The organism is Vulcanococcus limneticus LL (assembly GCF_002252705.1).
Taxonomy (GTDB): Bacteria; Cyanobacteriota; Cyanobacteriia; order PCC-6307; family Cyanobiaceae; genus Vulcanococcus; species Vulcanococcus limneticus.
In genome coordinates this window covers 19,745-44,396 of the sequence record NZ_NQLA01000020.1, presented here as the reverse complement: position 1 = coordinate 44,396, position 24,652 = coordinate 19,745, and the positions used below count along the sequence as shown (strand labels likewise).

The 24,652-nt window shown below is 71.0% G+C and carries 24 protein-coding genes; 20 read left to right on the top strand and 4 right to left on the bottom strand.

Annotated features, from left to right (window positions below):
- The first annotated feature begins 68 nt into the window (after positions 1-68).
- The 3 genes from CJZ98_RS09795 to CJZ98_RS09785 all read left to right on the top strand — a co-directional run bounded on the left by CJZ98_RS09795 (position 69) and on the right by CJZ98_RS09785 (position 1,573).
- Entirely contained in the window at positions 69-647 is a 579-nt protein-coding gene (locus tag CJZ98_RS09795) for a hypothetical protein (RefSeq protein WP_157910946.1), read from the top strand.
- Between the two features lie 68 nt (positions 648-715).
- A complete protein-coding gene (locus CJZ98_RS09790; protein ID WP_094590837.1) occupies positions 716-934 on the top strand; it encodes a DUF1350 family protein in 219 nt (72 codons plus the stop codon).
- A 111-nt stretch (positions 935-1,045) separates the two neighbouring features.
- The gene (locus tag CJZ98_RS09785; RefSeq protein WP_232756371.1) at positions 1,046-1,573 is read left to right on the top strand and encodes a hypothetical protein; all 528 of its coding nucleotides are present in this window, start codon (positions 1,046-1,048) and stop codon (positions 1,571-1,573) included.
- Between the two features lie 13 nt (positions 1,574-1,586).
- Here CJZ98_RS09785 and CJZ98_RS09780 read toward each other — a convergent pair whose 3' ends face one another.
- Positions 1,587-2,825, bottom strand: coding sequence for an FAD-binding oxidoreductase (locus tag CJZ98_RS09780; RefSeq protein ID WP_094590833.1), 1,239 nt, complete (start codon positions 2,823-2,825; stop codon positions 1,587-1,589).
- A 124-nt stretch (positions 2,826-2,949) separates the two neighbouring features.
- Between CJZ98_RS09780 and CJZ98_RS09775 the strand changes: the two genes are divergently transcribed.
- Genes CJZ98_RS09775 through CJZ98_RS09765 form a run of 3 tightly spaced genes read left to right on the top strand, consistent with a single transcriptional unit; the run spans position 2,950 to position 6,020 of the window.
- Entirely contained in the window at positions 2,950-3,984 is a 1,035-nt protein-coding gene (locus CJZ98_RS09775) for an aliphatic sulfonate ABC transporter substrate-binding protein (protein WP_157910945.1), read from the top strand.
- Positions 3,985-3,987: 3 nt separating this feature from the next.
- The gene (locus tag CJZ98_RS09770) at positions 3,988-4,536 is read left to right on the top strand and encodes a 1,2-dihydroxy-3-keto-5-methylthiopentene dioxygenase (protein WP_094590829.1); all 549 of its coding nucleotides are present in this window, start codon (positions 3,988-3,990) and stop codon (positions 4,534-4,536) included.
- Positions 4,537-4,562: 26 nt separating this feature from the next.
- Positions 4,563-6,020 carry a four-carbon acid sugar kinase family protein gene (locus tag CJZ98_RS09765; protein WP_094590827.1) on the top strand — a complete coding sequence of 486 codons (1,458 nt, stop codon included), beginning with the start codon at positions 4,563-4,565 and terminating at the stop codon, positions 6,018-6,020.
- 15 nt (positions 6,021-6,035) lie between these two features.
- On the opposite strand, the gene CJZ98_RS18805 is transcribed toward CJZ98_RS09765, so the two are convergent.
- Entirely contained in the window at positions 6,036-6,200 is a 165-nt protein-coding gene (locus tag CJZ98_RS18805) for a hypothetical protein (RefSeq protein WP_198537654.1), read from the bottom strand.
- A 156-nt stretch (positions 6,201-6,356) separates the two neighbouring features.
- Here CJZ98_RS18805 and ssuD point away from each other — a divergent pair, with 156 nt between their 5' ends.
- Positions 6,357-7,493, top strand: coding sequence for an FMNH2-dependent alkanesulfonate monooxygenase (gene ssuD / locus CJZ98_RS09760; RefSeq protein WP_094590826.1), 1,137 nt, complete (start codon positions 6,357-6,359; stop codon positions 7,491-7,493).
- On the opposite strand, the gene CJZ98_RS09755 is transcribed toward ssuD, so the two are convergent.
- Together CJZ98_RS09755 and CJZ98_RS09750 are read right to left on the bottom strand one after the other, a co-directional pair.
- Positions 7,465-8,892, bottom strand: a complete 1,428-nt coding sequence (locus CJZ98_RS09755; RefSeq protein ID WP_094590824.1) for a (Fe-S)-binding protein — start codon at positions 8,890-8,892, stop codon at positions 7,465-7,467. The genes ssuD and CJZ98_RS09755 overlap by 29 nt on opposite strands.
- Positions 8,892-10,337 (bottom strand): NADP-dependent isocitrate dehydrogenase, encoded by a 1,446-nt coding sequence (locus CJZ98_RS09750; protein WP_094590822.1) that lies wholly within the window; start codon positions 10,335-10,337, stop codon positions 8,892-8,894. Before CJZ98_RS09750 ends, CJZ98_RS09755 begins: the two co-directional genes overlap by 1 nt.
- Before the next feature lie 185 nt (positions 10,338-10,522).
- Here CJZ98_RS09750 and CJZ98_RS09745 point away from each other — a divergent pair, with 185 nt between their 5' ends.
- The 13 genes from CJZ98_RS09745 (at position 10,523) to CJZ98_RS09685 (ending at position 24,617) form a co-directional block, all read left to right on the top strand.
- Entirely contained in the window at positions 10,523-10,984 is a 462-nt protein-coding gene (locus CJZ98_RS09745) for a hypothetical protein (protein ID WP_094590820.1), read from the top strand.
- A 90-nt stretch (positions 10,985-11,074) separates the two neighbouring features.
- The gene (locus tag CJZ98_RS09740) at positions 11,075-11,794 is read left to right on the top strand and encodes a biliverdin-producing heme oxygenase (protein WP_094590819.1); all 720 of its coding nucleotides are present in this window, start codon (positions 11,075-11,077) and stop codon (positions 11,792-11,794) included.
- A 47-nt stretch (positions 11,795-11,841) separates the two neighbouring features.
- A complete protein-coding gene (locus CJZ98_RS09735; RefSeq protein ID WP_232756370.1) occupies positions 11,842-12,936 on the top strand; it encodes a glycosyltransferase in 1,095 nt (364 codons plus the stop codon).
- Entirely contained in the window at positions 12,936-14,144 is a 1,209-nt protein-coding gene (locus CJZ98_RS09730; RefSeq protein WP_094590817.1) for a hypothetical protein, read from the top strand. The genes CJZ98_RS09735 and CJZ98_RS09730 overlap by 1 nt, the downstream gene beginning before the upstream one ends.
- Positions 14,145-14,236: 92 nt before the next feature.
- On the top strand, positions 14,237-16,117 hold the full coding sequence (locus CJZ98_RS09725; RefSeq protein ID WP_315855800.1) for an ABC transporter ATP-binding protein: 1,881 nt from the start codon (positions 14,237-14,239) through the stop codon (positions 16,115-16,117).
- Positions 16,118-16,122: 5 nt separating this feature from the next.
- Positions 16,123-17,313, top strand: a complete 1,191-nt coding sequence (locus CJZ98_RS09720; protein WP_094590815.1) for a glycosyltransferase — start codon at positions 16,123-16,125, stop codon at positions 17,311-17,313.
- A gap of 59 nt (positions 17,314-17,372) precedes the next feature.
- Positions 17,373-18,368 carry a glycosyltransferase family 2 protein gene (locus tag CJZ98_RS09715; protein WP_094590813.1) on the top strand — a complete coding sequence of 332 codons (996 nt, stop codon included), beginning with the start codon at positions 17,373-17,375 and terminating at the stop codon, positions 18,366-18,368.
- Positions 18,361-19,206, top strand: a complete 846-nt coding sequence (locus tag CJZ98_RS09710; protein ID WP_094590811.1) for a hypothetical protein — start codon at positions 18,361-18,363, stop codon at positions 19,204-19,206. The genes CJZ98_RS09715 and CJZ98_RS09710 overlap by 8 nt, the downstream gene beginning before the upstream one ends.
- A gap of 5 nt (positions 19,207-19,211) precedes the next feature.
- Positions 19,212-20,387 (top strand): glycosyltransferase, encoded by a 1,176-nt coding sequence (locus tag CJZ98_RS09705; protein WP_094590809.1) that lies wholly within the window; start codon positions 19,212-19,214, stop codon positions 20,385-20,387.
- Positions 20,384-21,550: a glycosyltransferase gene (locus CJZ98_RS09700; protein WP_094590807.1), complete on the top strand. Its 1,167-nt coding sequence runs from the start codon at positions 20,384-20,386 to the stop codon at positions 21,548-21,550. Before CJZ98_RS09705 ends, CJZ98_RS09700 begins: the two co-directional genes overlap by 4 nt.
- Before the next feature lie 48 nt (positions 21,551-21,598).
- Positions 21,599-22,696, top strand: coding sequence for an NAD-dependent epimerase/dehydratase family protein (locus CJZ98_RS09695; protein ID WP_232756369.1), 1,098 nt, complete (start codon positions 21,599-21,601; stop codon positions 22,694-22,696).
- A complete protein-coding gene (locus CJZ98_RS09690) occupies positions 22,693-23,853 on the top strand; it encodes a DegT/DnrJ/EryC1/StrS family aminotransferase (RefSeq protein ID WP_094590804.1) in 1,161 nt (386 codons plus the stop codon). The genes CJZ98_RS09695 and CJZ98_RS09690 overlap by 4 nt, the downstream gene beginning before the upstream one ends.
- The gene (locus tag CJZ98_RS09685) at positions 23,853-24,617 is read left to right on the top strand and encodes a class I SAM-dependent methyltransferase (protein ID WP_094590802.1); all 765 of its coding nucleotides are present in this window, start codon (positions 23,853-23,855) and stop codon (positions 24,615-24,617) included. The genes CJZ98_RS09690 and CJZ98_RS09685 overlap by 1 nt, the downstream gene beginning before the upstream one ends.
- Positions 24,618-24,652 lie beyond the last annotated feature (35 nt).

Here is a 24,652-nt window from a genome sequence, read left to right as displayed (position 1 = left end):
AACGGAGCATTGACTCAACGGAATCGCTTCGTTAGCACTGGATTTCAACTACTCCTGGTTCAATGGCTGTGATTTCGACCTTCGAGCTTCTGTTCAAGCCCCAGCTTCCCAAGGCGATCACCGATTCCAATCCAGGGCTGGCGGCGTTGAGTCGTGTCGTTCTGCAGGGATACTTTCTCACGATCTCCAATCTCAGCGACAGGGGGACTGCTCTCTCGGTGACTCTCGTTACCCGCACGCCTGGGTTGGACCCCGAGAAGGTTCTGGCCCGATTTGATGTGATCGGTCAGAATGGCCCAGCCTCCTTGAAGAATGATCCTCCCCCCGTAGGGCAGCCGGCGCCGCTGGAGGGAGAACTTGTGAAGACGAAGCTGAGCGTCTTCCTGAATCCTCACGACACGGGACTGTTGCTCGTCCAGCCGGACGCCACCAAGGCCGCTGTGCGTGATGCTGCCGATTTTGAGCTCAGGGGTTACGTGGAGCTCTCGCTGAGTGCCTCCAACCTCCAGCAGTCGTCCACGGTTCTGGTGACAGCCGAGCATCGGGGCACCTTCTTCGATGGCGACAACAAGGCGGCCCTCGGTGAGATCGCCTATGCGCTTCCCCTGGCGAGCGGTGGTTCCCTGATTGAGCTTGTCCGCAGCTGAGGGGATCCTTCGATCGCCGCCCCTGTCGTCGACTCTTCCCATCTCCTTGCCGTCCCGCCCTGCCCCCCATGAGATTCCATGCCCTTCACTTCGGCTGGGCCGCACTCCCGCCCCAGCCGCGGGCCGTTGTGATCTTCCTGGGTGGGGCCTTCTTCGGCTCCTTCCCAACGCTGTTCTATCGAGCATTGCTGCGGGATCTCTATGGGGCTGGCTATGGGGCGGTTGCCATTCCGTTTCGGTTTTCGATTCGGCATTGGGATATCGCCATCTCCCTCGCCATCTATTAGGCTGAACTGCGAGGGGAAGTGGCTGCGCTGCTCCAGGCTGACGGTGGCTTGAGGCCGTCAGCCCCTGAGATTCCCTATGTCTGGATTGCCCATAGCCTGGGCAGTAAATACGTGGCTTTGCTTGAACTTCTGAGCGATACGGAGGAGCTTGCCGCCGCGACCGGTGTCAGGTCTGCCCTGCAGCTGGAAGCCCCTGAGCAGGCTGAGGAGCTCGTGCACAAGCTACAGTTGATTGATGCGCGCGCGATTTCCCTGCGCAATCAGCCCCAGGTGCTGGTGGATCCTGTGATCGCAGATCTGGAGGCGGCGATTCCCCTGCCTTTCGTGGAGAGGTTGTTTTCAAAGGCCGTGAAAGTGAGGCCGTCGCAGCGGGTCACCCTGGCACTGATTCAGGCCTCGAAGCTGTTTTCGATCACCACCATCCTCTCCCTGGCCAGCCGTACGGCCAGGCGCACTGTCGAGCAGCTGCGCGACCTGGGCCATCAACCTCCGATCCCCGTTCAGGAGGTCAATCTGGCCACTCCCACGCCCCTGGTCGGACGCCATCTCGCGCTCCTGGGCTTCCGTGCCATCGATCCATCCCTCAGGGCCGGCATCCTTGCCGCTCTGGAGGCGGCCAGGCCTCCCCACGGGGGCTGAACCCAGTTGGGGCTCAGCGGCTCAACCCGCTCGGTGTGTGCACCCCGGGCAAACGGCCCCGGGCCAGCTGCTGCAGCGGGTCGAACTGGCGCTTCACGGCCTCGATCAGGGGGCGTGAGGGGGCGTCCTCCCAGGCTGGAAGGCCCGCGCCGGCGGGCTGTTCCAGCACCGTGAGCTGGCCGCCCAGGGCCCGGCAGCGGCGGCGCAGCGCCTCCACCTGGTAGGCGGGCAGCTGGCTCGCCTCCGACCAGGCCAGGCCCAGGCCGCTCCCGGTCGCCAGGCTGAGCTGCAGGCCCGCCAGCAGTGGATCGGCGAGCAACGCCGCCGCCTCGGCGGGCAGGACACCCAGCCGCAGCAGCCAGCGTCCAGTCCAGGGGGCATCGGCGGGGCCACAGCCCTGATCGGGGCCCAGGGCGACGGCCCGCAGGGCCTCGAGCCGTTCGGAGTCCAGTTCCAGGCGCCGCACACCGGCGGCATCGGCCTCGCTGCCGATGGCCGCCAGCTGGTCGGCGATGGCCTCGCCGCTGACGCTGGCGAGCCCCAGCAGCAGGCCCGGGAGGGGGGGTTGGCCTGCGGTTTCGGCGAGGGGCGCGCTCCACCAGTCGAGCAGTTCCGGGCCGAGGGCGGCCCCCAGCAGGCGGCGGCGCAGCGGCTCCAGCTGCTGCGGTTCCCCCTGCAGCAGCAGGCCGCGGCGTTGGGGCGGCAGCGGCACGGTGCGCAGGGTCAGTTCGGTGATCAGGGCCAGCGAGCCCCAGCTGCCGGTGAGCAGCCGCATCAGGTCGTAGCCGGCCACGTTCTTCACCACCCTGCCGCCGGCCCGGGCCGCGGTGCCATCGGTCCGCAGCAGGCCGATGCCGATCAGCTGGTCGCGCACGCCCAGGTGGCGCTGGCGCAGGCCGCCGGCCATACCCCGCGCCACCAGGCCCCCCACGGTGCCGGCGCCCTCGCCGTCGGCACCGCTGCCCCAGGGCCAGTCCAGGGCCAGCCACTGGCGCTGCTCCACCAGGGCCTCCTGCAGGTGCTGCAGCGGCAGGCCGGCCTCCACGGTCACGGTGAAGTCGCCGGCGGCGTGCTCCAGGATCCGGTTCAGGCGAGCGGTGCTCACCACGGTGGGGCGCTCCTGGCCCACGCCCGGCTGCACTGGCGGACCCCAGCGCAGGCGGGTGGCCTGGCCGGCGGGCAGCCAGGGGGCGGCCTGGCGGTGGAGCTCCCGCACCAGGTCCGGCAGCGCGTGGGGCTCGGGGGCGATCACGGGCTGATGGTGCCATGCCGGCGCCACGGGTGTGTGCGATGGCTGTCGGCACCAGGGGTTGTGGTGGCCGGCACCTGTTGGCGCCGGCGATCCCCTCAGTATCGCGGCGATGATCCCGATGCCCATGACCCAGCAGCGCCGCTATCTCTTCCGCCGCTCCCGTCCCTGGCACGTGCTGGCCAGCCGCCCGCTCCAGCTCGGTTTGACCGCCAGCTTTGCCGCCCTGGGTCTGGGCCTGGGGCTGGCCGGATCCAGTGTGGCGGCGCCCGATGGCCTGGCCCAGAAGCCGGCCTCGGCCAAGGTGATCCGCATCGGCGTGAGCAAGTTCGGCTCGGTTCTCAATTACCTCTACGCCCGCAAGACCCTCGAGCCGGCCCTGGCCCAGCGGGGCGTGACGGTGGAATGGAAGGAGTTCGTGGCCGGGCCCCAGCTGATGGAGGCCCTGGCGGTGGGTTCGATCGACTTCACCTTCACCGGTGAACCGCCGCCGATCTTTGCCCAGGCCGCCGGCACGCCCGTGGTCTACGTGGCCAATGAGCGCCTCGGGCCCGCGGCCGTGGCGGTGCTCGTGCCCCGGGGCTCGCGGCTGAAGACCGTTGCCGACCTGAAGGGCAAGCGGGTGGCGATCACCAAGGCCACCAACTCCCAGTACATCGTCAACGAGGGCCTGCGCCGCGCCGGCCTCAAACCGACGGACATCACTCCCGTATATCTCACACCGGCCGAGGGGCGGGCCGCCTTCGACGCCGGCAAGGTGGAGGCCTGGTCCACCTGGGATCCGTTCCAGGCCGCGGCGGAGAAGGCCAGTGGTGCCCGGGTGCTCTACGACGGCAAGGGCATTCAGCCCAACAACGGCTATTACCTCGCCACCCGGGCTTTTGCCAACGCCAACGCCCCCACCCTGGCGGCCCTCCTCAAGGTGGTGGGTGCCACCAACAGTTTCGCCAGCCGCAACCCCCGGGCCGTGGCCGAGGTGCTCTCGCCCCGCTACGGCCTGCCGGTGGAGGTACTGGAGGCGGTGGAACGGCGGCGCCAGCACGGCCTCCAGCCGATCGATGCCCAGGTGATCGCGGGCCAGCAGAAGGTGGCCGACGGCTTCTACCGCGAGAAGCTGCTGCCCAGGCCGGTCAAGGTGGCTGATGCCGTGTGGAGGCCCTGAGGCATGCCGCAGTTCGCCCTGGCCGGCTCCCCCCAGCGCCACCCAGGGGCCGATGTCCTGGTGGCGAGCCTGGCGGGGCTGGGGATCCGCATCGGCACCACACCGATTGCGCTGCCCGCCGAGCTGGAAGCCCTGCGCGGCCAGCCCGGCCTGGATGCGGGGGAGCAGGAAAGGCTGCTGGCGGCCCTCGATCCGCTGCTGGCCGAGCTGGGCCTGGTGGAGCCGCTGCTCCGGCGCGATCTGCTGCAGTTGCGGCGTGGGCAGACCGCCAGTGAGGAGCACCTGGCGCGCTTCGCCCGCTACCACACCCATGACGACGACGAGGGCCGCTACGTGGTGGCCGGCAGCTGCGTGTTCGGCCTGGCCCTGCCGGGCCTGGGCCAGCTGCGCCTGAGCCTCGGCCCCGGCGACCATCTGCGCATCCCCGCTGGCACCGAGCACTGGTTCGGCCTCGGTGAGACCGGCCACCTTCAGGCGGTGCGCCTGTTCTCCCGCGCCGCCGCCATGGCCACCACCTACACCGGCCGGCCGGTGCAACCCCTGCCGGGCTGAGCCCCGGGGCGGGGCAGCATGGCCCCATGCCAACGCAGCACCCCAAGCCACGGCTCAAGATCGTCGTGTTCGACGACGACCCCACCGGCTCCCAGACGCTGCACGGCTGCCCGCTGCTGCTGCGCTGGGATCAGGCCTGCCTGCGGCGGGGGCTGGCCCATCCCTCGCCGCTGTTGTTCCTGCTGGCCAACACCCGCGCCCTGGCGCCGGCCGCGGCGGCCGAGCGGGTGCGCGCGATCTGCCGGGTCCTGCGGCCGGCCCTGGCTGAGGCCCAGGCGGCAGGGGAACTCGACCACTGGCTGGTGGTGAGCCGGGGCGACTCCACCCTGCGCAGCCACTTTCCGCTGGAGGTGGAGGTGATCGCCGCGGAACTCGGCCCCTTTGATGCCACCTTGCTGGCGCCGGCCTTCCTGCCGGGCGGTCGTACCACCGTGGATGGGATGCACCTGTTGCACGGCGAGCCGGTGCACACCACGGCCTTCGCCCGCGACCGCCTGTTCGGCTACGGCACCAGCTTCCTGCCGGCCTGGGTTGAGGAGAAGAGCGGTGGCCGGATCCCGGCGGCTGCGGTGCAGCGGATCGACCGGGCCGAGCTGGAGGCCGCGGCGGCGGATCGGGCGGCCGGCGGCGCTGGCTATCGGCGGTTAGGGGAACGGCTGGCGGGGTTGCAGGGGAATCGCTGCGTGGCGGTGGATGGGGAGCGGCCGCAGCAGCTGGCGGCCCTGGGGGCCGCGGTGCGGGAGCTCACGGCTCCCTCAGGGAGCCGGGGTGGGGGCCGGCCGCGGCGGTTCCTGTTCCAATCGGCCGCAAGCCTGCTCAACGGCCTGGCCGATCTGCCCCCCCAACCTCTCGATGCCGCCGGCCTGGCGGCCCTGCGGCGCCGGGATGCCGCTGGCCAGCCACTGCCGGGGCTGGTGCTGGTGGGCTCCCACGTGCCCCTGGCCGATGTCCAGCTGGAGGGGCTGCTGGCGGAACCGGGCTGTGGCGGGGTGGAGATCGACGTGGCCAAGGTGCAGCGGCTGGTGGAGGGGCCCCTGCCCGATCGGCTACTCACATCCTTGGAGGCGGCCTGGCTGGAGCAGCTGAAGACCCACCTGGCGGCGGGACGCACGCCGGTGCTGTTCACCAGCCGCGGCGAACGGCCCAGTCGCAGCGCCGCCGAGGGCCGGGCCCTGGGGCAGGCGCTGGCGGGGCTGATGGCGCGGATCGGCGCCGCCCTGGCGCCCCGGCTGGGCTACCTGATCAGCAAGGGCGGCACCACCAGCCAGACCCTGCTGGCCGACGGTCTGGAGCTGGAGGCGCTGCAGCTGGAGGGCCAGCTGCTGGTGGGGCTGTCGCTGGTGCGGCCGGCGCAGGAGGGCGGCATCCCCGGCGTGGAGGGGCTGCCGATCCTCACCTTCCCGGGCAACCTCGGCGATGCCGGCAGCCTGGCGCTGGCCTGGCGCTGGATGGAGACCGGGGCTGGGGGACCAGCGGCTGGCTGATGGCTCCATGGCGGCTCAGCGCCGGGTCGAGAGCTTGAGCGGGGCGGCGGTGGAGGTGCGCAGGAGGCGGTCGGTGCCTCCCAGGTTGCGGGCGACCTGCATGGCCGATCCTTCCGCGGGATTGGCTGGGGTTCCAGCCTGGCGACGCCGGCGCCGATAGACCAGGGCAGGTTGCGGCACTGCGATACAACGCCTTCGCGATGCCGGCGTGTCTGTGGGCACGGAAGCCTGTGCCGGCGCGGCGTCTGCCGCACCGGAGCGCTCCATAGGGTTGATCGCGAGGCGCCGTGCTCGTTTCCCTGCGGGTCCTGCCCTGCCGTTCTTGCCCGTTCGCCCATGGCCCCTGACGTCTTCTGGTTCCTGCCCACCTCGGGGGATACGCGCTACCTGGGCCGCTCCGATTCCGGCCGTCCGCCCACCAGCGCCTACCTGCGCCAGATCGCCGTGGCGGCCGAGCACCTCGGCTATGACGGGCTTCTGATCCCCACCGGCAGCAGCTGCCTCGATCCCTGGGTCACGGCCGCCAGCCTGGTGGCCGTGACCCAGCGGCTGAAGCTGCTGGTGGCCCTGCGCACCTCCCTGAGCGGTCCCACCGCCTCGGCGCGCCAGGCCGCCACCCTGGACCAGGCCCTCGGTGGGCGCCTGTTGCTCAACGTGGTGCCCGGCGGTGATGCCCATGAGCTGGCTGCCGATGGCGTGTTCCTCGACCACGACGAGCGCTATGCCGCCGCCGACGAGTTCCTGACCGTATGGCGCGATCTGCTGGCGGGCCGCCAGGTGGACTTCCACGGCCGCCACGTGCAGGTGGAAGGCGCCCGCAACCTGTTCCCGCCCGTGTCGCGGCCCCATCCGCCGCTCTACTTCGGCGGCTCGTCGCCCGCCGCCCACGCCCTGGCGGCCAAGCACGTGGATGCTTACCTCAGCTGGGGTGAGCCCCTGGAGCAGCTGGCCGAAAAGTTTGCCGATGTGCGCCGCAGGGCGGCGGAGCATGGCCGCAGCGTGCGCTTCGGGATTCGCCTGCACGTGATCGTGCGCGAGACGAGTGCGGAGGCCTGGGCGGCTGCCGATCGCCTGATCAGTCGCCTCGACGACGACGCTATCGATCGCGCCCAGGACTACTACGCCCGCATGGACTCCGAGGGTCAGCGCCGCATGGCGGCCCTCCATGGCGGCCGCCGTGATCGGCTGGTGGTGGGTCCCAATCTCTGGGCGGGTGTGGGCCTGGTGCGGGGCGGCGCCGGCACCGCCCTGGTGGGCGATCCCGAGGAGATCGCCGCCCGGCTGCAGGAGTACGCCGATCTGGGGGTGGAGACCTTCGTGCTCTCGGGCTACCCCCACCTGGAGGAGGCGATCCGCTTCGCCGAGCTGGTGTTCCCGCGGCTGCCGGGCAAGGGGCCGGTCACGACCCGCGAGGCCTTCACCGGCGGGGCGTTCGACGGGCGGCTCACCCAGTCGCTGGCGGTGGCGGGCTGAGGGGCGCGCCGCGGAAGCTGCGATCGAGCAGCTGGATCGGGTGCAGCACCGGCAGGGGCCGTGGACTTTCCTCCAGGTGGCGGCGGATCTGCAGGGTGCAGCCGATGTTGGCGCTCACGGCCAGGTCCGCGCCGCTGCCGGCAAGGTCCGCGGCCTTGAGGCGGCCCAGCTCGGCGGCCTCCTCCGGCTGCACCAGGTTGTAGATGCCGGCGCTGCCGCAGCAGACACCCGCCTCCACCGCCTCGCGCAGCTGCACGTGGGGAATTCGGCGCAGTAGCTCCCGGGGCTGGTCGCGGATCCCCTGGCCGTGCAGCATGTGGCAGGCGTCGTGGTACGCAAGCCGCAGGGGCCGCTCCGCCGTGGCCACTGTGCCGTCAGGGTGCGGCAGGGGCCGCAGACCGGCCTCGAAGGCCTCGCTCAGGCCCAGGCGAGCCAGGAATTCCTGGATGTCGGCCACCTGGCCGGCGAAGGCGGAGCCGCGGGCGGCCCAGGCGGGCTCGGCGGCCAGGATCGCGTCCAGCTGCTTGAGGGTGTGGCCGCAGCCGGAGGCCGCCACCAGCACGGCCTCCAGGGGTTCGGGGCCCGCCGGTTTGCCGGGGCCGAGCACGGCCTCGAAGCTCTCGATCAGGGCGCCGGCCAGCTCGCGGGTCTGCTCCAGCTCGCCCTGGTGGTGGGTCACGGCGCCACAGCAGCCCTGCTGCGCTGGGATCACCACCTCGATGCCGTTGGCGCTCAGCACCCGCACCGCCGCGGCGTTCACTTCGGGGTCGAACAGCCGCTGCACGCAGCCCAGCACCAGGCCCACCCGGGCCCGGCGTTCACCCTGGGCGGGCACCACCACGGGGAAGCCGTCGCGGAAGGCCTCGGGGGCCAGGGGCGGCAGCAGCCGCTCCATCGCCTCCAGCTGGGGGCCGAGCAGGCGGGTGAGCCCGCTGCGGCGGGCCAGGGCCTGCAGGGGCGTGCCGGCGTAGGCACGCAGGGGCGCCAGCAGCGCCCGCAACCTCTCCGGGTAGGGCAGCAGCGAGAAGAGCAGACGACGGAAGGCCCGCTGCGCCGGGCTGCGCAGCTCCGGTGCGTTCAGCTGGGGGCGGGTGGCATCGATCAGCTGGTCGTAGCGCACGCCCGAGGGGCAGGCCGTCACGCAGGCCAGGCAGCCCAGGCAGGAGTCGAAATGGCTGGCCACGGTGGCATCCAGCTCCAGCTCGCCGGCCGCGATCGCCTTGAGGGCGTGGATGCGGCCCCGGGGCGAGTCCATCTCCGTGCCCAGCACCCGATAACTGGCGCAGGTGGGCAGGCAGAAGCCGCAGTGCACACAGGGATCCAGCGGCGACCCGCCGCTGGCGCCGGCGGCGAGGTCGGCCGTCGCCGCCACTGCGCTGGTGGAGCCGGCTCGCTCCATCAGCCCCCGAAGTGGCGCACCACCGCCTCGGCGAAGCCGCTGCAGCTCACCGGCTCCACCCGCGGCTCCATCAGACGGGCCAGGTCATAGGTGACCTCCCGGTTGGCAATGGCGGCGCTGAGCCCCTGGGTGATCAGGTCGGCCGCTTCCTGCCAACCCAGATATTCGAGCATCATCACGCCGGAGAGGATGACCGAGCCGGGGTTGATGCGGTCGAGGCCGGCATGTTTCGGGGCGGTGCCGTGGGTTGCCTCGAAGATGGCCGCGTTGTCGCCGATGTTGGCCCCCGGCGCCATGCCCAGGCCGCCCACGACCGCCGCCGCTGCATCACTCACATAGTCGCCGTTGAGATTGAGGGTGGCCAGCACCGAATACTCCTGGGGGCGGGTCTGGATCTGCTGAAAGATGCTGTCGGCGATGCGGTCATCGACCAGCACCATGCTCTTCCACTTGCCGTAACCGTGGCTCTCGCCGATGCTGTCGAGCACCCCCTTCACCTCGGCGCAGATCGCCTCCTTCTTCTCGGGGGTCAGGCTGTCGTACCCAGGCTCGATCAGGCGCGCGTTGTCCTCGGTGCTGAGGGAGTGGTCCCGCTCCAGGTTGTCGAGGATCCAGCTTTCCCGCTCAGTCACGCACACGTCGCGGAATTCCGTGGTGGCGAGTTCATAGCCCCAGTCGCGGAAGGCGCCCTCGGTGAACTTCATGATGTTGCCCTTGTGCACCAGCGTCACGTGGCGCTTGCTGCCCTCGAGGCGCAGGGCGTGCTGGATGGCCTTGCGGATGTGGCGCTGGCTGCCGTGCTTGCTCACCGGCTTGATGCCGATGCCGGAGCCATCAGGGATGCGACGGTTGCCCAGCTTGCCGTTGGCCGGGATCACCACGTCGTTGAGGTGCTGGATCAACTCGAGACAGACCGGATCGTCGGCTGCCCATTCGATCCCCATGTAGATGTCCTCTGTGTTCTCGCGATACACGATCACATCGAGATCCTGGGGCCGCTTGTGGGGGCTGGGGGTGCCCTCGTAATAGCGGCAGGGACGCACGCAGCAGTACAGATCGAAGATCTGGCGGAGGGCCACATTCAGCGAGCGGATGCCACCCCCGACCGGCGTGGTGAGCGGGCCCTTGATCGCCACGCCGTAGGTGCGGATGGCCGTGAGGGTGTCCTCAGGCAGGTATTGGTAGGTGCCGTAGAGGTCACAGGCCTCATCGCCGGCATACACCTTGAACCACTCGATGCGGCGCTCGCCGCCATAGGCCTTGGCCACCGCCGCATCCAGCACCCGCTGGGTGGCGGGCCAGATGTCCACGCCGGTGCCATCGCCGCGGATGAAGGGGATGATCGGGTCGCTGGGCACCACCGGCTGGCCGTTCTCGAAGCGGATCGCGGTGCCGCTGCTGGGGGCGGTGAGCTTCTCGTAGTTGGCGGTGGGGGTGCTGGCCATCGCGGGCGTCGACCGGGGCGTTGGGGGTTCAGCCGAGCCTATGCGTCGGGCCTGGGCCGAACGGTTTGTGGAAATCAGCGGGAGTGGCGCCGGTGTGCTGGGGGTGGACCCGGCGGGCCGCCCTGCTGTGTCGGCGGCCGCCCACTTGGGCTGCGCATGCCGCCCGGCTCCTGCAGGATGGGGGAATGAACGCCGCGGATCAGGCCCGATCGCTGGAGCTGGCCCAGGCCATCGCCTCGGTGGTGCGGCTGCTCCGGGCCCACTTCCCCGACGCCCGCGCCAACCTCACCCCCTGGCGGGACGATCCGCTCACCCGGGCCTTCGCAGAACAGGAGAGCCTCGACCTCTCCTTTCACTTCCCGGGCTGGAGTCCGCGTACCCAGTGCCGCTCGTTTCTGGTGCAGCTACGGCTGGAGCGGGCGCCGGGGGCTGATCGGCTGCCGGTCGGACGGCCTCGCCTGCTCGGGGTGCTGATCCGCGGGCTCACGTATGAGTCGGAGCGCTGGCGGCTGGCCACCCTGGGCGACTGGCAGCCTTCCGGCTCCCACCTGCCCCAGCCGGCGGTGGTGGCAGCCCTGCAGCAGTTCTGCCGCGAGCTGTTCGACCTGTTCGACGGCAGCGGCGGGCTCGAGGCCAGGGCCGCGTAACCCTTCGCAACCTTGGCGCCGCCGCCGCGAACGCGCCGCCTACCTTGTTTCGACCGACCGAACAGCGTTTCCCAACGCCCCCTGCAGACCATGGCCGTCGCCCTTGCTACCCAGCTGCGTGAAGGGACCAAGAAGTCCCACACGATGGCGGAGAACACTGGCTTCGTGAGCTGTTTCCTCAAGGGCGTGGTCGACAAGGCGAGCTATCGCAGGCTCGTGGCCGACCTCTACTTCGTGTACTCGGCCATGGAGGAGGAGATCGGCAAGCTGCGGGCCGCCGGCCACCCGGTGGTGGGTCCGGTGGGCTTCCCTGAGCTGAACCGCCGCGAGACCCTGGAGCAGGACCTGGCCTACTACTTCGGTTCCGACTGGCGCAGCAGCGTCAAGGCCACGGCGGCGGCCCAGGAGTATGTGGCCCGCATCCACCAGATCGCCCAGGAGGCCCCCGAGCTGCTGGTGGGCCACCACTACACCCGCTACATCGGTGATCTCTCTGGCGGCCAGATCCTCAAGAACATCGCCCAGAAGGCGATGAACCTGGGCGAGCACGACGGGCTGCGCTTCTACGAGTTCGAGGCCATCCCCGACGAGAAGGGCTTCAAGGCCAACTACCGCACTACCCTCGATAACCTGCCGATCGATCAGGCCATGGCCGATCGCATCGTGGAGGAGGCCAACCACGCCTTCCACCTGAACATGAAGATGTTCCAGGAGCTGGAGGGCAACCTGGTGGCCGCCATCGGCAAGGTGCTTTTCGGCTTCCTCACCCGCCGCCAGCGGGCTGGCAGCACTGAGGCGGTGGCGGCCTGAGCGCGGCTGGGGCCGGTGCCCTGGGGCCGGCTGCGGCAGAGTCGCCGTTGGCTGACCTGATCCGCTTGGGCTCCCCTACGCCCCGCCCCCTGCGTTTTCTCTTACCCGGCACCACGACTCGCTTCCGCGGCGGTGGCTTGCTGGTGGAGCTCCAGACGGCGCGGCTGACGGCCCAGCTGCGACCCACCGAGGTGGTGACCTACCGGCAGCGCGAGCCGGATCACCCCTTCCTCGACGACCTGCTGCGGACGGAGCCTGCTCCGGGCGAGGTTCTGTGGATCGTGAGCTGGGGCTTCGACGTGCCCAGGCTGCTGCGGCGCCTACGGGGTCGGCCGGTGGCGTACCACGCCCACAGCAGCGGCTACGGCTTCGATCTGCCCCCGGGTACCCCAGTGCTGGCGGTGAGCCGCAACACCCTGGGCTACTGGGGCGACCGCAGCCCCCGCAGCCCGCTGGCTCTGGTGCCCAACGCCCTGGAGCCGATGTGGCTGGAGCGGGGCGCCAGGCCGGGCCATGGCGCGGTGGCGGCGCCGGGCACCCGTCGACCCATCGACGTGCTGGTGCAGCGGCGTAAGAGCAGTGCCTACGTACTCCACCAGCTTGTGCCCGCGCTGCGGGCCAGGGGCCTGCGGGTGGAGGTGCAGAGCGGCTGGGTGGAGGATCTCGTGGACCTGTTCAACAGCGCCACGGTGGTGCTCTACGACTCGGCTGACTACTGGCGCGGCCGTGGCGTGAGCGAGGGCTTCGGCCTGCCGCCCCTGGAGGCCCTGGCCTGCGGCTGCGTCGTGTTCAGCAGCCTCAACCACGCCCTGGCCGACACCCTGGATCCCGGCGTACTGGGCCACCAGATTGGCGCCGGCAGCCTGGAGGCCGACCTGGAGCGCATCGCTGCTGCCCTGGCGGATCCTGAGGCCTGGTGTGCCGATCCCCAGGCCCTGGCGGTCCTGCTGGAGGGTTGCAGCGAGCGGGCCCTGCTGGAGCGCTGGAGCGCGGCCCTGGCGGCGATCGATGGCCACTGGGATCGGCTGGCAGCGGGCGCTCCGCCTCTGCAGGCTCCGGCGACCTGGCGCCTGCGCTGGGGCCAGCGGCTGGAGCGGGGGCTCCGCCTCTTGAGCCGACACGTCCCTGGCGGGACCGGTTGATGCTGCTCGCCCTGCTCCCCGGCCAGGCGCCCTTCCGGGTGGATCAGGTGATGGCGGCCCCGGGGCTGATGGCCGCCCTGTTCGGCCTGCAGGTGCTGCTGGCAGGTGCCCTCTCCTGGACTGGCAGCCGGCGGGCCTGGCTCCGGTGGTGGCTGGCGGCCGCGGCTCTGCTGGTGGTCACAGCCCTGTTCTTTGGCCTGGGCAGCTGGGGCACCAGCGATGTCACCAAGCTGAGCGTCTGGCTGGCGGTGGCCCCGGGCCGGGGCACCGATGGCGAGCCCTTCTGGCACCTGGTGGGTCCGCTGATTTCCCAGCTGCCCTACCGGATGGCGGCGGTGCATGGCCTGGTCGCGGCCGGCTACGGGCTGGCGGCGATCCTGCTGGCGCGCCACTGGCAACTGCCGGCCTGGGCCGGCTGGTGGTGCCTGTTTCTCACGGCCAGTCCGATGCTGCGGGGCTTTCTCCAGAACGGCCAGAGCCGTCAGGCCCTGGCGGTGTTGCTGCTGCTGCCCCTGATGCTGCGGGCGGCGCGGCTGGTGCGGGTCCCCTGGGGGCTGGTGGGGGGCGCCACGGCCTGGTCGGCGCTGAGCCACACCACCTTCCCCGTCAACCTCCTGTTTGCCCTGCTGCCGGGTCTGGTCAGCGCCAACGGCCAGGCCCGCGCTGCTGCAGGTCCGCGCCGTCGCTGGGCCTGGCTGGTGCTGGCGGCCCTGGCCGCCGTGCCTGCACTGGTGCTGCTGGGGCCGGTGGCGCTGCAGAAGCTCAACACCTACGCCAGCCAGATGAGCTTCTTCAGTCACTACGCCGTGCGGCGCGAGGTGCTGCTGCTGCAGGGGGCCATGGCCCTGGCTGTGGTGCTCGCCTGCCGGCAGCGGGGGCTGGGGCTCCGCGAGCTGTTGAGCTGCCCGCGGAGCCGGGTGCTGGGGCTCTTCGCCCTGCTCTACCTGGCACTGCAGGCCTCGGTGGAGTGGGAATGGTGGCCCCAGATCACCTTCCGGCTGGCCGATGGGGTGGGGCTGTTCCTGCTGATCAGCTTCCTGGCCTGGCTACGCCATTACCGCGCCGAGCGCCTGCTGCTGCCGGCCCTGGCCGTCACCCTGCTCTATTGGCTGCTGGGTCGGATTCTTCCCTCCGGGGAGTTTCGCTGCGGCTATGACGACGAGTTTCTCTGCATTCCCGATCGCTGGCCTGGCCTGGTGCGCTACTGAGGGCCAGGGGCGATCGGTTGCTGGGCTGGCCACGGCCTGACTGGGGTTGTGGCGTTGGCTGGGTAGGTTGACGCCGGGCCTGGCCCCCTCTGGTGGGTTTGATCGTGGTGGAGCAGACGGTGCCGGGTCGCAAGTCAGTACGCCGCCCGGCCAAGCTGCTCAACAGCCAGACCCTCTCCCAGCTCTCCCAGCTGCTCGCCTACCTGCCCCGCCAGCGCCTGCGGGGCCTGGCTGTGCTGCTGGGGGTGTCGCTGCTGGTGGGGCTGTTTGATCTGGTGTTCGTGGGCCTGCTCGCCCGGTTGGTGGGGGCCATGAGCGGCTCCCGGCTGGCGGACAAGATCCCCAGCATATTTGTGTTCGGTGGCGGCAAGGCCGACCAGGGCCTGTGGATCGCCGGGCTGCTGATCGCCCTGGTGTGGATCACCATGGCGCTCAAGTATGGCGCCGCGCTGATCCAGAGCCTGCTCAGTGCCCAGATCTGGGCCGATTACGGTGAGCGAATCTATGCCAACGTGCTGCTGCAGCCCTTCGAGTATTTCCAGACGCAGAACACGGCCCACATGCTGGCCCGGTTGAACCGGATCCTCAGCCGCATCTCCGATGACATCGTGTTGCCGATGCTCACGGTGGTGTCCAACCTGCTCTCGGTGACAGTGCTGACGGTTGGCATCGTGGTGGCCTTCGGTTGGAGGGCTCTGCTGATCTTTGTGTTTCTGTTCGCTGCCTATGCGCTCTCTTCGCTGCTGATCACGCCGCCCCTGCGCTTTGCCACCAAGCAGAAGTTGGTGTTTTCGTTAAGGGTCAATTCATTGCTTCTGGAGTCTACTCGGTCGATTCGCGATGTGCAGCTTTATGGGGCTGAGCGTCACTACCTGCGCCAGTTCGAAGCCATCGGCACCCGCGGCAAGAAGTTTGACCGCATCTCCAAGTTGTTGCCCGATGTTCCCCGTTATGTGATTGAACCTGCAGGTATCACCGTGCTGTTCTTGGTGGGCCTGCTGCCGGCTCTCCTGCACCGTGATGCCTCGCGGATGATCCAGGACGCGGTGCCGACCCTGGCGGCGATCATGTTCGCCGGGCTGCGGCTCTCGGCGCCGATCCAAGCCATCTTCCGCTCGATCAACAAGCTGCGCGGTGGTCTGCCGGACATCAGCGATGCCCTGCAGCTGCTGCAGCTCAAGCCCAAGCGCCTGCTGCTGGGGGCCGCTGCCACGCCCACGCCCAGTGGGGTGATGCCGCGCACGTCGATCCGGCTGGAGAACGCCTGGTACCGCTATCCCCAGTCGAAGGACTGGGTGATCCAGGGGGTGAATCTCACCGTGCCCGTGGGCTCGCGGGTGGCGCTGGTGGGGCAGACCGGTGGCGGCAAGTCGACCGCGGCCCACCTGCTGCTGGGGCTGCTGCAGCCCCAGCAGGGCCAGCTGCTCCTCGACGGTATTCCCGTGACGGCCTCAGAGTTGCCGGCCTGGCAGGCCTGCTGCGCGATCGTGCCCCAGAACATCGTGCTGCTCGATGCCAGCGTGCGCGCCAATGTGGCCTTCGGTGCTGATGACGAGGTCATCGACGATGACGCCGTCTGGGAGGCCCTGGAGATGGCCCAGCTCGATGAGTTCGTGAGCGAATTGCCCTACGGCTTCTACACCGTGGTGGGGGAAGACGGGATGCGTCTCTCCGGTGGCCAGCGCCAGCGCCTGGCCCTGGCCAGGGCGTTCTACAAGCAGGCCAAAGTGCTGATTCTCGATGAGGCCACCAGCGCTCTCGACAACAAGACCGAGAACGACGTGCTCGAGGCCCTGGAGCTGGTGGGCCGCCGTTGCACCACGGTGGTGATCGCCCACCGGCTCTCGACGATCCGCTACTGCGATCGCATCTTCGAATTCGAGCGGGGTCGCATCAAGGCCTCCGGTGATTACCGGCTGCTGCAGGAGCGCTCCGACACCTTCCGGGAGCTGGTGGCCCTGCAGGAGGGCTGAGCGCCATGGCCGACATCACCTTGCTGGCCACGGCGGATTGGGACCATCCGCTCTGGACCAACAAGCAGCACGTGGCCTGCAGCCTGGCGGAGCTGGGGCACCGGGTGCTCTATGTGGAGTCGCTGGGGCTGCGGCCGCCGCGCCAGGGACCCCGGGGGCCGTCGGCGGCCAAGGCCGGCTCGGATCGGGGTCGGATCTGGCGGCGCCTGCGCCATGGCCTGCTGCCGCCCCGCCAGGTGCGGCCCGGCCTGTGGGTGTGGTCGCCGCTGGTGCTCCCCGGGGCCCAGGCCGGGCTGGCGTTGCGCTTCAACCGGCTGATGTTGGCCCTGGGGCTGGGCCTGTGGCGACGGGTCCTGGGTCTGCGGGCCGACTGGCTGTGGACCTACAACCCCATGACCCTGGCGGTGCTCAAGCCGCGGCCCTGGCGGCGTCTGATCTACCACTGCGTCGATGCGATCCAGGCCCAGCCGGGGATGCCGGCCGCCGCGATCGAGCAGTGGGAGCAGCGCCTCTGCCGGCGGGCCGATGCGGTGTTCGTGACTTCGCCGGATCTGCAGCGTCGGCTGGCGCCGCTGAATCCGCTTACGCGCTTCTATCCCAACGTGGCGGATGGCGCCCACTTCGCCCGGGCCCTGGATCCGGCCCTGCCCCTGCCGGCCGACCTGGCGGCGATCCCGGCGCCGCGGCTGGGCTTCGTGGGGGCGATCAGCGCCTACAAGCTCGATCTGGCGCTGCTGGAGCAGCTGGCCCGGACCCATCCCAGCTGGTCGCTGGTGCTGATCGGTCCGGTGGGGGAAGGCGATCCCGACACCGATGTGGCGGCGCTGGCGGCCCTGGCCAACGTGCACCTGCTGGGGCCGCGCGCCTACGCCGAGCTGCCCGCCTACCTGAAGGGTTTCGACCTGGGCCTGTTGCCGCTGCGCTTCAACGCCTACACCCAGGCGATGTTCCCGATGAAGTTCTTCGAGTATCTGGCGGCGGGCCTGCCTGTGGTGGCCTCGGCCATCGATGCCCTGCAGCCCTTCGCCGATCTGGCCCTGCTGGGCGACCCCACCCCGCAGGTCTTCGCCACTGCGATCACGGCGGCCCTGGCCGGGGAGGGCCCCAGCCAGCAGCAGCGACTGGCTGGGGCTGCGGCCCACACCTACCGGGGCCGCACCGAGGCGATGCTGCGCGACCTCGCCGCCCTGGACTGAGGCCGGCGGCCTCTGGGCCCCTGGGGCCTTTTCTACAGTTCTGTTCTGCCGTGCTCTCCATGCCCAGATCCACCAGCGTCGTGACGGTGTGCATGAACCGCCGCGAGCATCTGCTGGAGGCGGCGCCGCGGGTGGCGGCCTGGCCCCACCACCAGGAACACCTGATCGTGGACTGGAGCAGCATCGATCCCCTGCGCCGGGCGGACCTGCCCGATGACCCGCGCATCCGGCTGCTGCGCGTGGAGGGCGAGCGCCGCTGGAACCTCTGCCGCGCCTACAACTTCGCGCTCCAGCAGGCCCGGGGCGACTGCCTGTTCAAGCTCGATGCCGATGGTTGGCCCGAGGACCTGCCCGCGGCGGATGCCCTGGCGGTGGACGGGGTGGTGTGCTGCTTCGGCAGCGGTGAGGACGGCCGCCTGGGCCAGTTCCTGGTGGATCGCTCCCTGCTGGAGCAGGTGGGGGGTTTCAACGAGTACCTCTGGGGCTACGGCTTTGACGACAAGGACCTCAAGGCCCGGATCCAGGGCCATGCCGGCGTGGCGATCCGGCTGCTGCAGCCCCAGGCCCTGGGGGTGATCGCCCATTCGATCGAGTACCGGGCCAGCCGGGCCCACCGCGCCGACGTGCGCCCGGGTCCGTTGGAGGAAGGCCATTCCCACGCCCTCAAGCGGGCCACTTCGATGGCCAACCGGGTGATGGCGGCGTCCTGCCCCTGGAGTCATCGCAGCCCCGCCAGCCTCTACAGCCACGACCCGCTGACCGGTGTCTGGCGTCTGGTGCCCGACTCCCTGCCTCGGCCCCCCGAGGGCGTGCGCCAGGAGCTGATCCGCCTGCGCCGGCACCAGTTCTGGGGCCGTTTCCTGATGATCCCGGAGGTGGTGGTGATGGAGCTGCCGGTGAAGCTGCTGCCCAAGGAGAGCCGAGGGGATTTCCCGGTGCGCTGGTGGCATCGCCTCTACTGGCACACCATCCGCCGCGCCTATGCCTGGCCGGTGGGACTGCTGGCCCTGCTCAAGGGCCGGCGGCAGCAGCTGTTGAGGCTGGTGCGTGGCTGAGGCCCGCGGCCGGCCGCTATGGCTGCGCGTCCGCTCCCGCCGGATTGTGCTGGCCATGGAGGCGGAGGCCCACGCCGCCCTGGGGCAGGGCGATGCCGCCGCTGCCCTGGCCTCCCTCGAGACACTGACGGGTCGCTATCGCTGGCATGCCCCGATGGAAACCCTGCTGTTCCGCCGGGCCGCGCGCCCCACGGACGAGGCCACCGCGGCGGCCCTGCTGCGGGGCATCGCCGCCGGCGAGGGCTTCCGTCGCCACCACCGGGCCTATGCCGCCGTGAGCCTGGCGTACCGCGCCGCCGCCAGCGGCGACCAGGCCCTGGCCCGGGAGCTGCAGGGCGGCCTGGAGCGGGCCGTGGCCGAACTGGAGGCCGATCCGGCCACGCTGCGCTGCCGCCGCCGCAACCGCGAGAACCGGCTCAAGCGGCTGATCTCCAGCCGGGCGGCCCTGCTGCACCTGGCGCTGCTTCTGAAGGATCTGCAGTCGCTGGCCGCCATCGGCCCCTGGGCCCACGCCCTGCTGGCCCGCCTCGACTTCGATCGCCTGCCGGCGGATGTGAGCCTGCGGTTGATGAGCAACTTCGGCCGCTGCCTGGCCCTGCAGGCCCCCGCGGCCCCCCAGGACCTGCGCCTGGACCTGGAGCGCCTCGTGGCCGAGGCAGCCCGGCCGCGGCACCGCAGCAGCAGGGCCCCGGAGGATCACCTCGGTTTTCTGGAGGGGCTGCTGGCGGACCTGGAGAGCGGTGCGCCCCTGCTGGCGATCCTCAACGTCGACACGCCGGAGCTGCGGGCGGGCCTGGGGGCCTTCTGGCAGGCTGCCGGCCAGGGGCAGGGGGCCTGATCGCCATGGCCAGGGTGCTGATCGCCATCCATTCCCTGCGCACCGGCGGAGCCGAGCGGGTGGCCCTGCAATTCGCCCGCTGGCTGCTGGCGGCGGGCCATGGGGTGGTGCTGCTCACCCCCGGCCGGGCCGGCGCCGACTTCTACCCCCTGCCCGCCGGCCTGGAGCGCCGCCATGAGCCGCCCCTGCCCGGGCCGCTGGAGCGGCTGGGGCCCCTGGTGTTCCCGCTGCGGGTGTGGCGGCTGCGCCGGCTGCTCCAGGCCGAGCACTTCGATCTGGCCCTCGGCATGACCACCCTGCCGGCGGTGAAACTGCTGCTGGCCGCTTGGAATGGCGCCCTGCCGGTGGTGGTGGCGGAGCGGATCTTCCCCGGGGCCACCCCCCTGGCCCTGCCCTGGCGCTGGCTGCGGCGGCTCACCTATCCGCGGGCGGCCCTGCATCTGGTGCAGACCGAGGCGATCGCCACCTGGCTACGCCAGCGGCGGCTGACGGCCCGCACCGCAGTGCTGGCCAACGCCATCCCCTGGCCCCTGCCCGAGCACCCGCCCCGGGTCGACCCCGCCGGTCTGCTGGAGCCCGAGGAGCGCCTGGTGCTGGCGGTGGGCACCAAGCCTCACCAGAAGGGCTTCGACCTGCTGGTGCCGGCCTTCGCCGCGGTGGCCGCACGGCGGCCGGGCTGGCGGCTGGCGATCGCCGGGCTGCCCACGGAGGCCTGGCCCACCGGTTGGCCTGCCCTGCCTGCCGGCGTGGCGGCGCCGCTGCTGCCGGGGCGGGTCGGCAACCTGGCGGAGTGGTATGCCCGCGCCGAACTGTTCGTGCTCAGTTCCCGCTTCGAGGGCATCCCCAACGTGCTGCTGGAGGCGATGGCCAGCGGCTGCCCCTGCCTGGCGATCGACTGCCCCACCGGCCCCGCCGAGTTGATCGCCCACGGCCAGAACGGCTGGTTGCTCCCGGCCGGCTCGGGGGTCTCTGAGCTGATGGCGGCTCTGGAGGCGTTGATCGATGACCCCGAGCTGCGGCGGCGGCTCGGCCACGGGGCCCTGGCCGTGCGGCAGCGCTTCGCCGAAGCCGCGATCCGCGGCCAGTTCCTGGCCGCCCTCGCCCCCTGGCTCCAGCCCGTGTCCCCGTCCGCGGCCGCCCCGCTCCCCGCCTCCTCCTCGCCCTCCGCCGCCACGCCATGACCCGCTCCGATCCGCGGCTGCGCCTGCTGGCGTTCGTGCCGTCGGCCCAGGCCCCCTCGGAAACCTTCATCCGGGCGAATCTGCGGGGCCTCCCCTTCGACACCATCGCCTATTTCGGCGATGACCTCTCCTGGAAGCGGCCGTGGCAGGGCGCCTATGCCGCCTCGGTGCTGCTCAGCAAGGCGCTCTACAGGCTCGGCCTGCGCCGGGCCGGCACCCTGCCGCCCTCGCTGGTGGCTTGGGCCCTCTGCCGGCGCCACCGGCCCGATGCCCTGATCGCCGAATTCGGCTTTCACGCCGTGCGGATGATGGAGGCGGCGGCCTGGACCGGCATCCCCCTGGTGGTGCAGTTCCACGGCTCCGATGCCTCGGCCCGCAGCCGCCTGGTCCCCCTGCGGGAGCGCTACCGGCGCCTGCTGGGTCTCGCGGCGGGGGTGGTGGCGAAGTCGGAACCGATGCGCCGCACCCTGCTGGAGCTCGGGGCCCCCGCCGATCGCCTGGTGGTGAGTCCCTGCGGGGCCGATGCCGGCCTGTTCCATGGGGCCGCTCCGGGCCAGGCGCCACCCACCTTTCTGGCGGTAGGGCGATTTGTGGCCAAGAAGGGGCCCTTGCTGACGATCCGGGCCTTCGCCGCCGCCTTGGAGCAGCTACCGCATGGCCAGGCCACCGGGCTACGGCTGGTGATGGTGGGCGATGGCCCGCTGCTGGCTGCTGCCCGCGAGCTGGTGCGGGAGCTGGGCCTGCAGGATCAGGTGCAGCTCCCCGGTCTGTGCAGCCCCGCCGAGGTGGCCGCTCGCATGCGCACCAGCCGCGCCTTCCTGCAGCACTCCCTGGTGGCCCCCGATGGCGACAGCGAGGGCTCGCCGGTGTCGGTGATGGAGGCCCAGCTGAGTGGCCTGCCGGTGGTCTCCACCCGCCATGCCGGCATCCCCGAGGTGGTGCTTGATGGGGAGACCGGCCTGCTGGTGGATGAGGGCGATGTGGCCGGCATGGCGGCGGCCATCGCCCGGCTGGCGGCCGATCCGGCCCTGGCCGAGCGGCTGGGGCGGGCGGCGGCGCTGCGGGCCGGTTCGGCCTTCACCGTGGGTCACCACCTGGAGGCGGTGGCGGGGCTGGTGGAGCGGGTGGCGGCGGAGCGGCGCCCTTCATCCCGCCCGGCCTAGGTAGCGCCGGATACTTGAGAATGGATTTGGGGTTGCCCACAATCCCCCTTGACGAGTCTGTCCGTGGCTGCCGCCGAAACCCAGCCCGACGCGGCTCCTGATCAGGCCATCCCCTTGGCCCTGGCCCCTGTCAATGCACTGGCGGCCGACGCGGCCATCCCCGCGGCCGACACCTGGCGGGGGCGGCAGATTCTGATCACCGGTGGCCTGGGTTTCATCGGCTCCACCCTGGCGATCCGGCTGGCCGAGTTCGGTGCGCGCGTGACGCTGATCGACAGCCTGATCCCGGAATACGGCGGCAACCTGGCCAACATCGCCGGCTATGAGGATCGGCTGCGGATCAACCTCTCCGACATCCGCGACCGCTTCTCGCTGGAGGCGCTGGTGCGGGGCCAGGAGGTGATCTTCAACCTGGCGGGCCAGACCAGCCACCTGGATTCGATGCGCGATCCCCATACCGATCTGGAGATCAACTGCACCGCCCAGCTCAGCCTGCTGGAGATCTGTCGGGCCAGCAATCCCGAGGCCCGGATCGTGTTCGCCAGCACCCGCCAGCTCTACGGCCGGCCCCGCTACCTGCCGGTGGATGAGGCCCACCCCACCCAACCGGTGGATGTGAACGGCATCAACAAGCTGTCCGCCGAGCTCTACCACCAGCTCTACGCCCAGGTCCATGGCCTCAGCACGTCCGTGCTGCGGCTCACCAACACCATCGGCCCGCGCATGCGGGTCAAGGACGCCCGCCAGACCTTTGTGGGGATCTGGATCCGCCGCCTGCTGGAGGGCGATCCGATCGAGGTGTGGGGTGGCCAGCAGCTGCGGGACTTCAACGACGTGGAGGACGTGGTCGATGCGTTGCTGCTGGCGGGGGCGCGGCGGGACCTGGCGCCGACGCCCTTCAACCTCGGCCACGGGGAGAGGCTGTCGCTGCGGGAACTGGCGGAGTTGCTGATCGACCTGCATGGCAGTGGCAGGCTCCAGGTGACCCCCTACCCGACTGAGCGCCAGCGCATCGACATCGGCGACTACTACTCCTGCCACCAGCGCTTCACGGCGGCCACGGGCTGGCGGCCCCGACGCAGCCTGCGCCAGACCCTGGAGCGCACGCTGGCCTTTTACGGCAGCCATCTGCCCGCTTACCGATGAGGCTGCTGGGACTGCCAGGGCTCGATCCCTACAACTTTCCCCAGCAGGAGGCCTGGCGCTACCGCCGGGCGCTGCGCCGGGCCCAGAACAGAATCGTCGCGTCCGGGCAGGTGATCCTGGGGCCTGGCGTGGCCGCCTTCGAAGCGGCATTCGCCGCCTGGATCGACCCCGCCCTCGCCCCAGAGTCGGCCGTGGGCGTCGCCAACGGCACCGATGCGCTGGAGCTGGCCCTGCGGGCGGCGGGGGTGGGCCCCGGCGACGCCGTGGCGCTGCCCTCCCATACCGCCTACGCCACCCTGGCGGCGGTGCTGCGGCTGGGGGGGCGGCCCCTGTTCATCGACCTGGCTTCGGAGCGGCCGGTGCTCTGCCCCGAGGCCCTCGAGCAGGCCATCGCCAGCCACCCCGGGGCCGTGCGCGCCGTGATCGCCGTGCACCTCTACGGCGAGGCCTGTGATCTGGGGAGGCTCAGCGCGCTGTGCGAGCGCCAGGGCATTCCCCTGATCGAGGACTGTGCCCAGGCCTGCGGTACCCGCTATGCCGGTCAGCCGGTGGGGCGCCACGGGCGCTTCGCCTGCTTCAGCTTCTATCCCACCAAGAACCTGGCCGCCTGCGGTGATGGCGGCGCCGTGGTGGCCCGCAGCCCAGACGATGCCGAACACCTGCGCCGCCTGCGCTTCTACGGCTGGGATGCCAGCCGACAGGCCGTGCAGTTCGGCGTCAACAGCCGCCTGGATGAACTTCAGGCCTGGCTGCTGGCGACCAAGCTCAACGATCTGGAGCGCCGCATCGCCCAGCGCCGCCAGGTGGCCGAGTGGTATCGCCAGGAGCTGGCGGAGCTCCCCGCGCTGCGGCTGCCCGGCGACGGTGAGCTGTGGCGCCACAGCTATCACCTCTATGTGGTGCAGCTGCTCCCCGCCCTGCGCGATCGGGCGCTGGCGGCCTGCCGCGCGCAAGGCATCCCGGCGGGCCTCCACTACCCCCTGGCCTGCCACCAGCACGCCTACGCCGCCGAGCGCTTCGGCTCCCGCTGGTCCCTGCCCCACACCGAGGCGCTGCTGCCCAGGATCCTCAGCTTGCCCCTGCACCCCTACCTGCCACGCCGACAGGTGCGGCAGGTGGCCCGTGCGCTGCGTGGGGTGCTGGTGGAGGGGCGCTGATGGAGCCGGCGGAATACCGGGCCCTGGCAGCGGTGGAGGCCGAGCACTGGTGGTTCCGAGGTCTGCACCGGCGGGTTCTGGTCCTGCTCCAGCAGGAGGCCCGGCGCCTTGGCCGGCCGCTGCGCATCTTCGATGCGGGCTGCGGCACCGGTGGCCTGCTGCGGCGGCTGCAGGGGCAGCCCTGGCTGGCCGCCGCCGAGGGCTGTGATCTGAACCCCCTGGCCCTGGAGTTGGCCCGAGTCCAGGGTCTGGCGGTGCAGCCCCACTCGGTGAACGACCTGGCGGGCTGGCCCCGGCGCTACGACGTGGTGCTGAGCATGGATGTGCTGTACCACCGGGATGTGGAGCCCCTTCGGGCCCTGGCGGGTATGGCCGGCCTGCTGGAACCCGGTGGGCTACTGCTGCTCAACGTGGCGGCTCTGCCCTGCCTGGAGCGCCACCATGACCGCCGCACCATGGGTGCCCGCCGCTTTCGCCCGGCCGAGCTGCGCCGGCTCGCGGACGTCGCCGCCCTGGAGGTGCGCGATCTGCGCTACTGGAATTCCTGGCTGGCGCCCCTGCTGTGGCTTCAGGCGCGGCTGGAGCGCTGGCTCCCCTCCGCCCGGGAACCAGCCGGGGCCAGCCGGGGGGGATCCGACCTGCGTCCACCACCGCGCTGGTTGAACCGGTCGTTGCAGGCCCTGCTGGTTGCCGAGGCCCGCATGACCCGTTGGTTGCCACTGCCCTTCGGCAGTTCCCTGTTCCTGGTGGCCCGCCGCCGCTGAGCACCGTTCAGCTTCTCCCTCCCCCTCAGCCCTCG

Excerpts from the sequence above, each read along its gene's own strand:
- CJZ98_RS09790 (WP_094590837.1), top strand. The coding sequence starts at position 716 with ATGAGATTCCATGCCCTTCACTTCGGCTGGGCCGCACTCCCGCCCCAG.
- CJZ98_RS09775 (WP_157910945.1), top strand. The coding sequence starts at position 2,950 with ATGACCCAGCAGCGCCGCTATCTCTTCCGCCGCTCCCGTCCCTGGCAC.
- CJZ98_RS09770 (WP_094590829.1), top strand. The coding sequence starts at position 3,988 with ATGCCGCAGTTCGCCCTGGCCGGCTCCCCCCAGCGCCACCCAGGGGCC.
- CJZ98_RS09765 (WP_094590827.1), top strand. The coding sequence starts at position 4,563 with ATGCCAACGCAGCACCCCAAGCCACGGCTCAAGATCGTCGTGTTCGAC.
- ssuD (WP_094590826.1), top strand. The coding sequence starts at position 6,357 with ATGGCCCCTGACGTCTTCTGGTTCCTGCCCACCTCGGGGGATACGCGC.
- CJZ98_RS09755 (WP_094590824.1), bottom strand. The coding sequence starts at position 8,892 with ATGGAGCGAGCCGGCTCCACCAGCGCAGTGGCGGCGACGGCCGACCTC.
- CJZ98_RS09750 (WP_094590822.1), bottom strand. The coding sequence starts at position 10,337 with ATGGCCAGCACCCCCACCGCCAACTACGAGAAGCTCACCGCCCCCAGC.
- CJZ98_RS09745 (WP_094590820.1), top strand. The coding sequence starts at position 10,523 with ATGAACGCCGCGGATCAGGCCCGATCGCTGGAGCTGGCCCAGGCCATC.
- CJZ98_RS09740 (WP_094590819.1), top strand. The coding sequence starts at position 11,075 with ATGGCCGTCGCCCTTGCTACCCAGCTGCGTGAAGGGACCAAGAAGTCC.
- CJZ98_RS09730 (WP_094590817.1), top strand. The coding sequence starts at position 12,936 with ATGCTGCTCGCCCTGCTCCCCGGCCAGGCGCCCTTCCGGGTGGATCAG.
- CJZ98_RS09720 (WP_094590815.1), top strand. The coding sequence starts at position 16,123 with ATGGCCGACATCACCTTGCTGGCCACGGCGGATTGGGACCATCCGCTC.
- CJZ98_RS09715 (WP_094590813.1), top strand. The coding sequence starts at position 17,373 with ATGCCCAGATCCACCAGCGTCGTGACGGTGTGCATGAACCGCCGCGAG.
- CJZ98_RS09705 (WP_094590809.1), top strand. The coding sequence starts at position 19,212 with ATGGCCAGGGTGCTGATCGCCATCCATTCCCTGCGCACCGGCGGAGCC.
- CJZ98_RS09700 (WP_094590807.1), top strand. The coding sequence starts at position 20,384 with ATGACCCGCTCCGATCCGCGGCTGCGCCTGCTGGCGTTCGTGCCGTCG.
- CJZ98_RS09690 (WP_094590804.1), top strand. The coding sequence starts at position 22,693 with ATGAGGCTGCTGGGACTGCCAGGGCTCGATCCCTACAACTTTCCCCAG.
- CJZ98_RS09685 (WP_094590802.1), top strand. The coding sequence starts at position 23,853 with ATGGAGCCGGCGGAATACCGGGCCCTGGCAGCGGTGGAGGCCGAGCAC.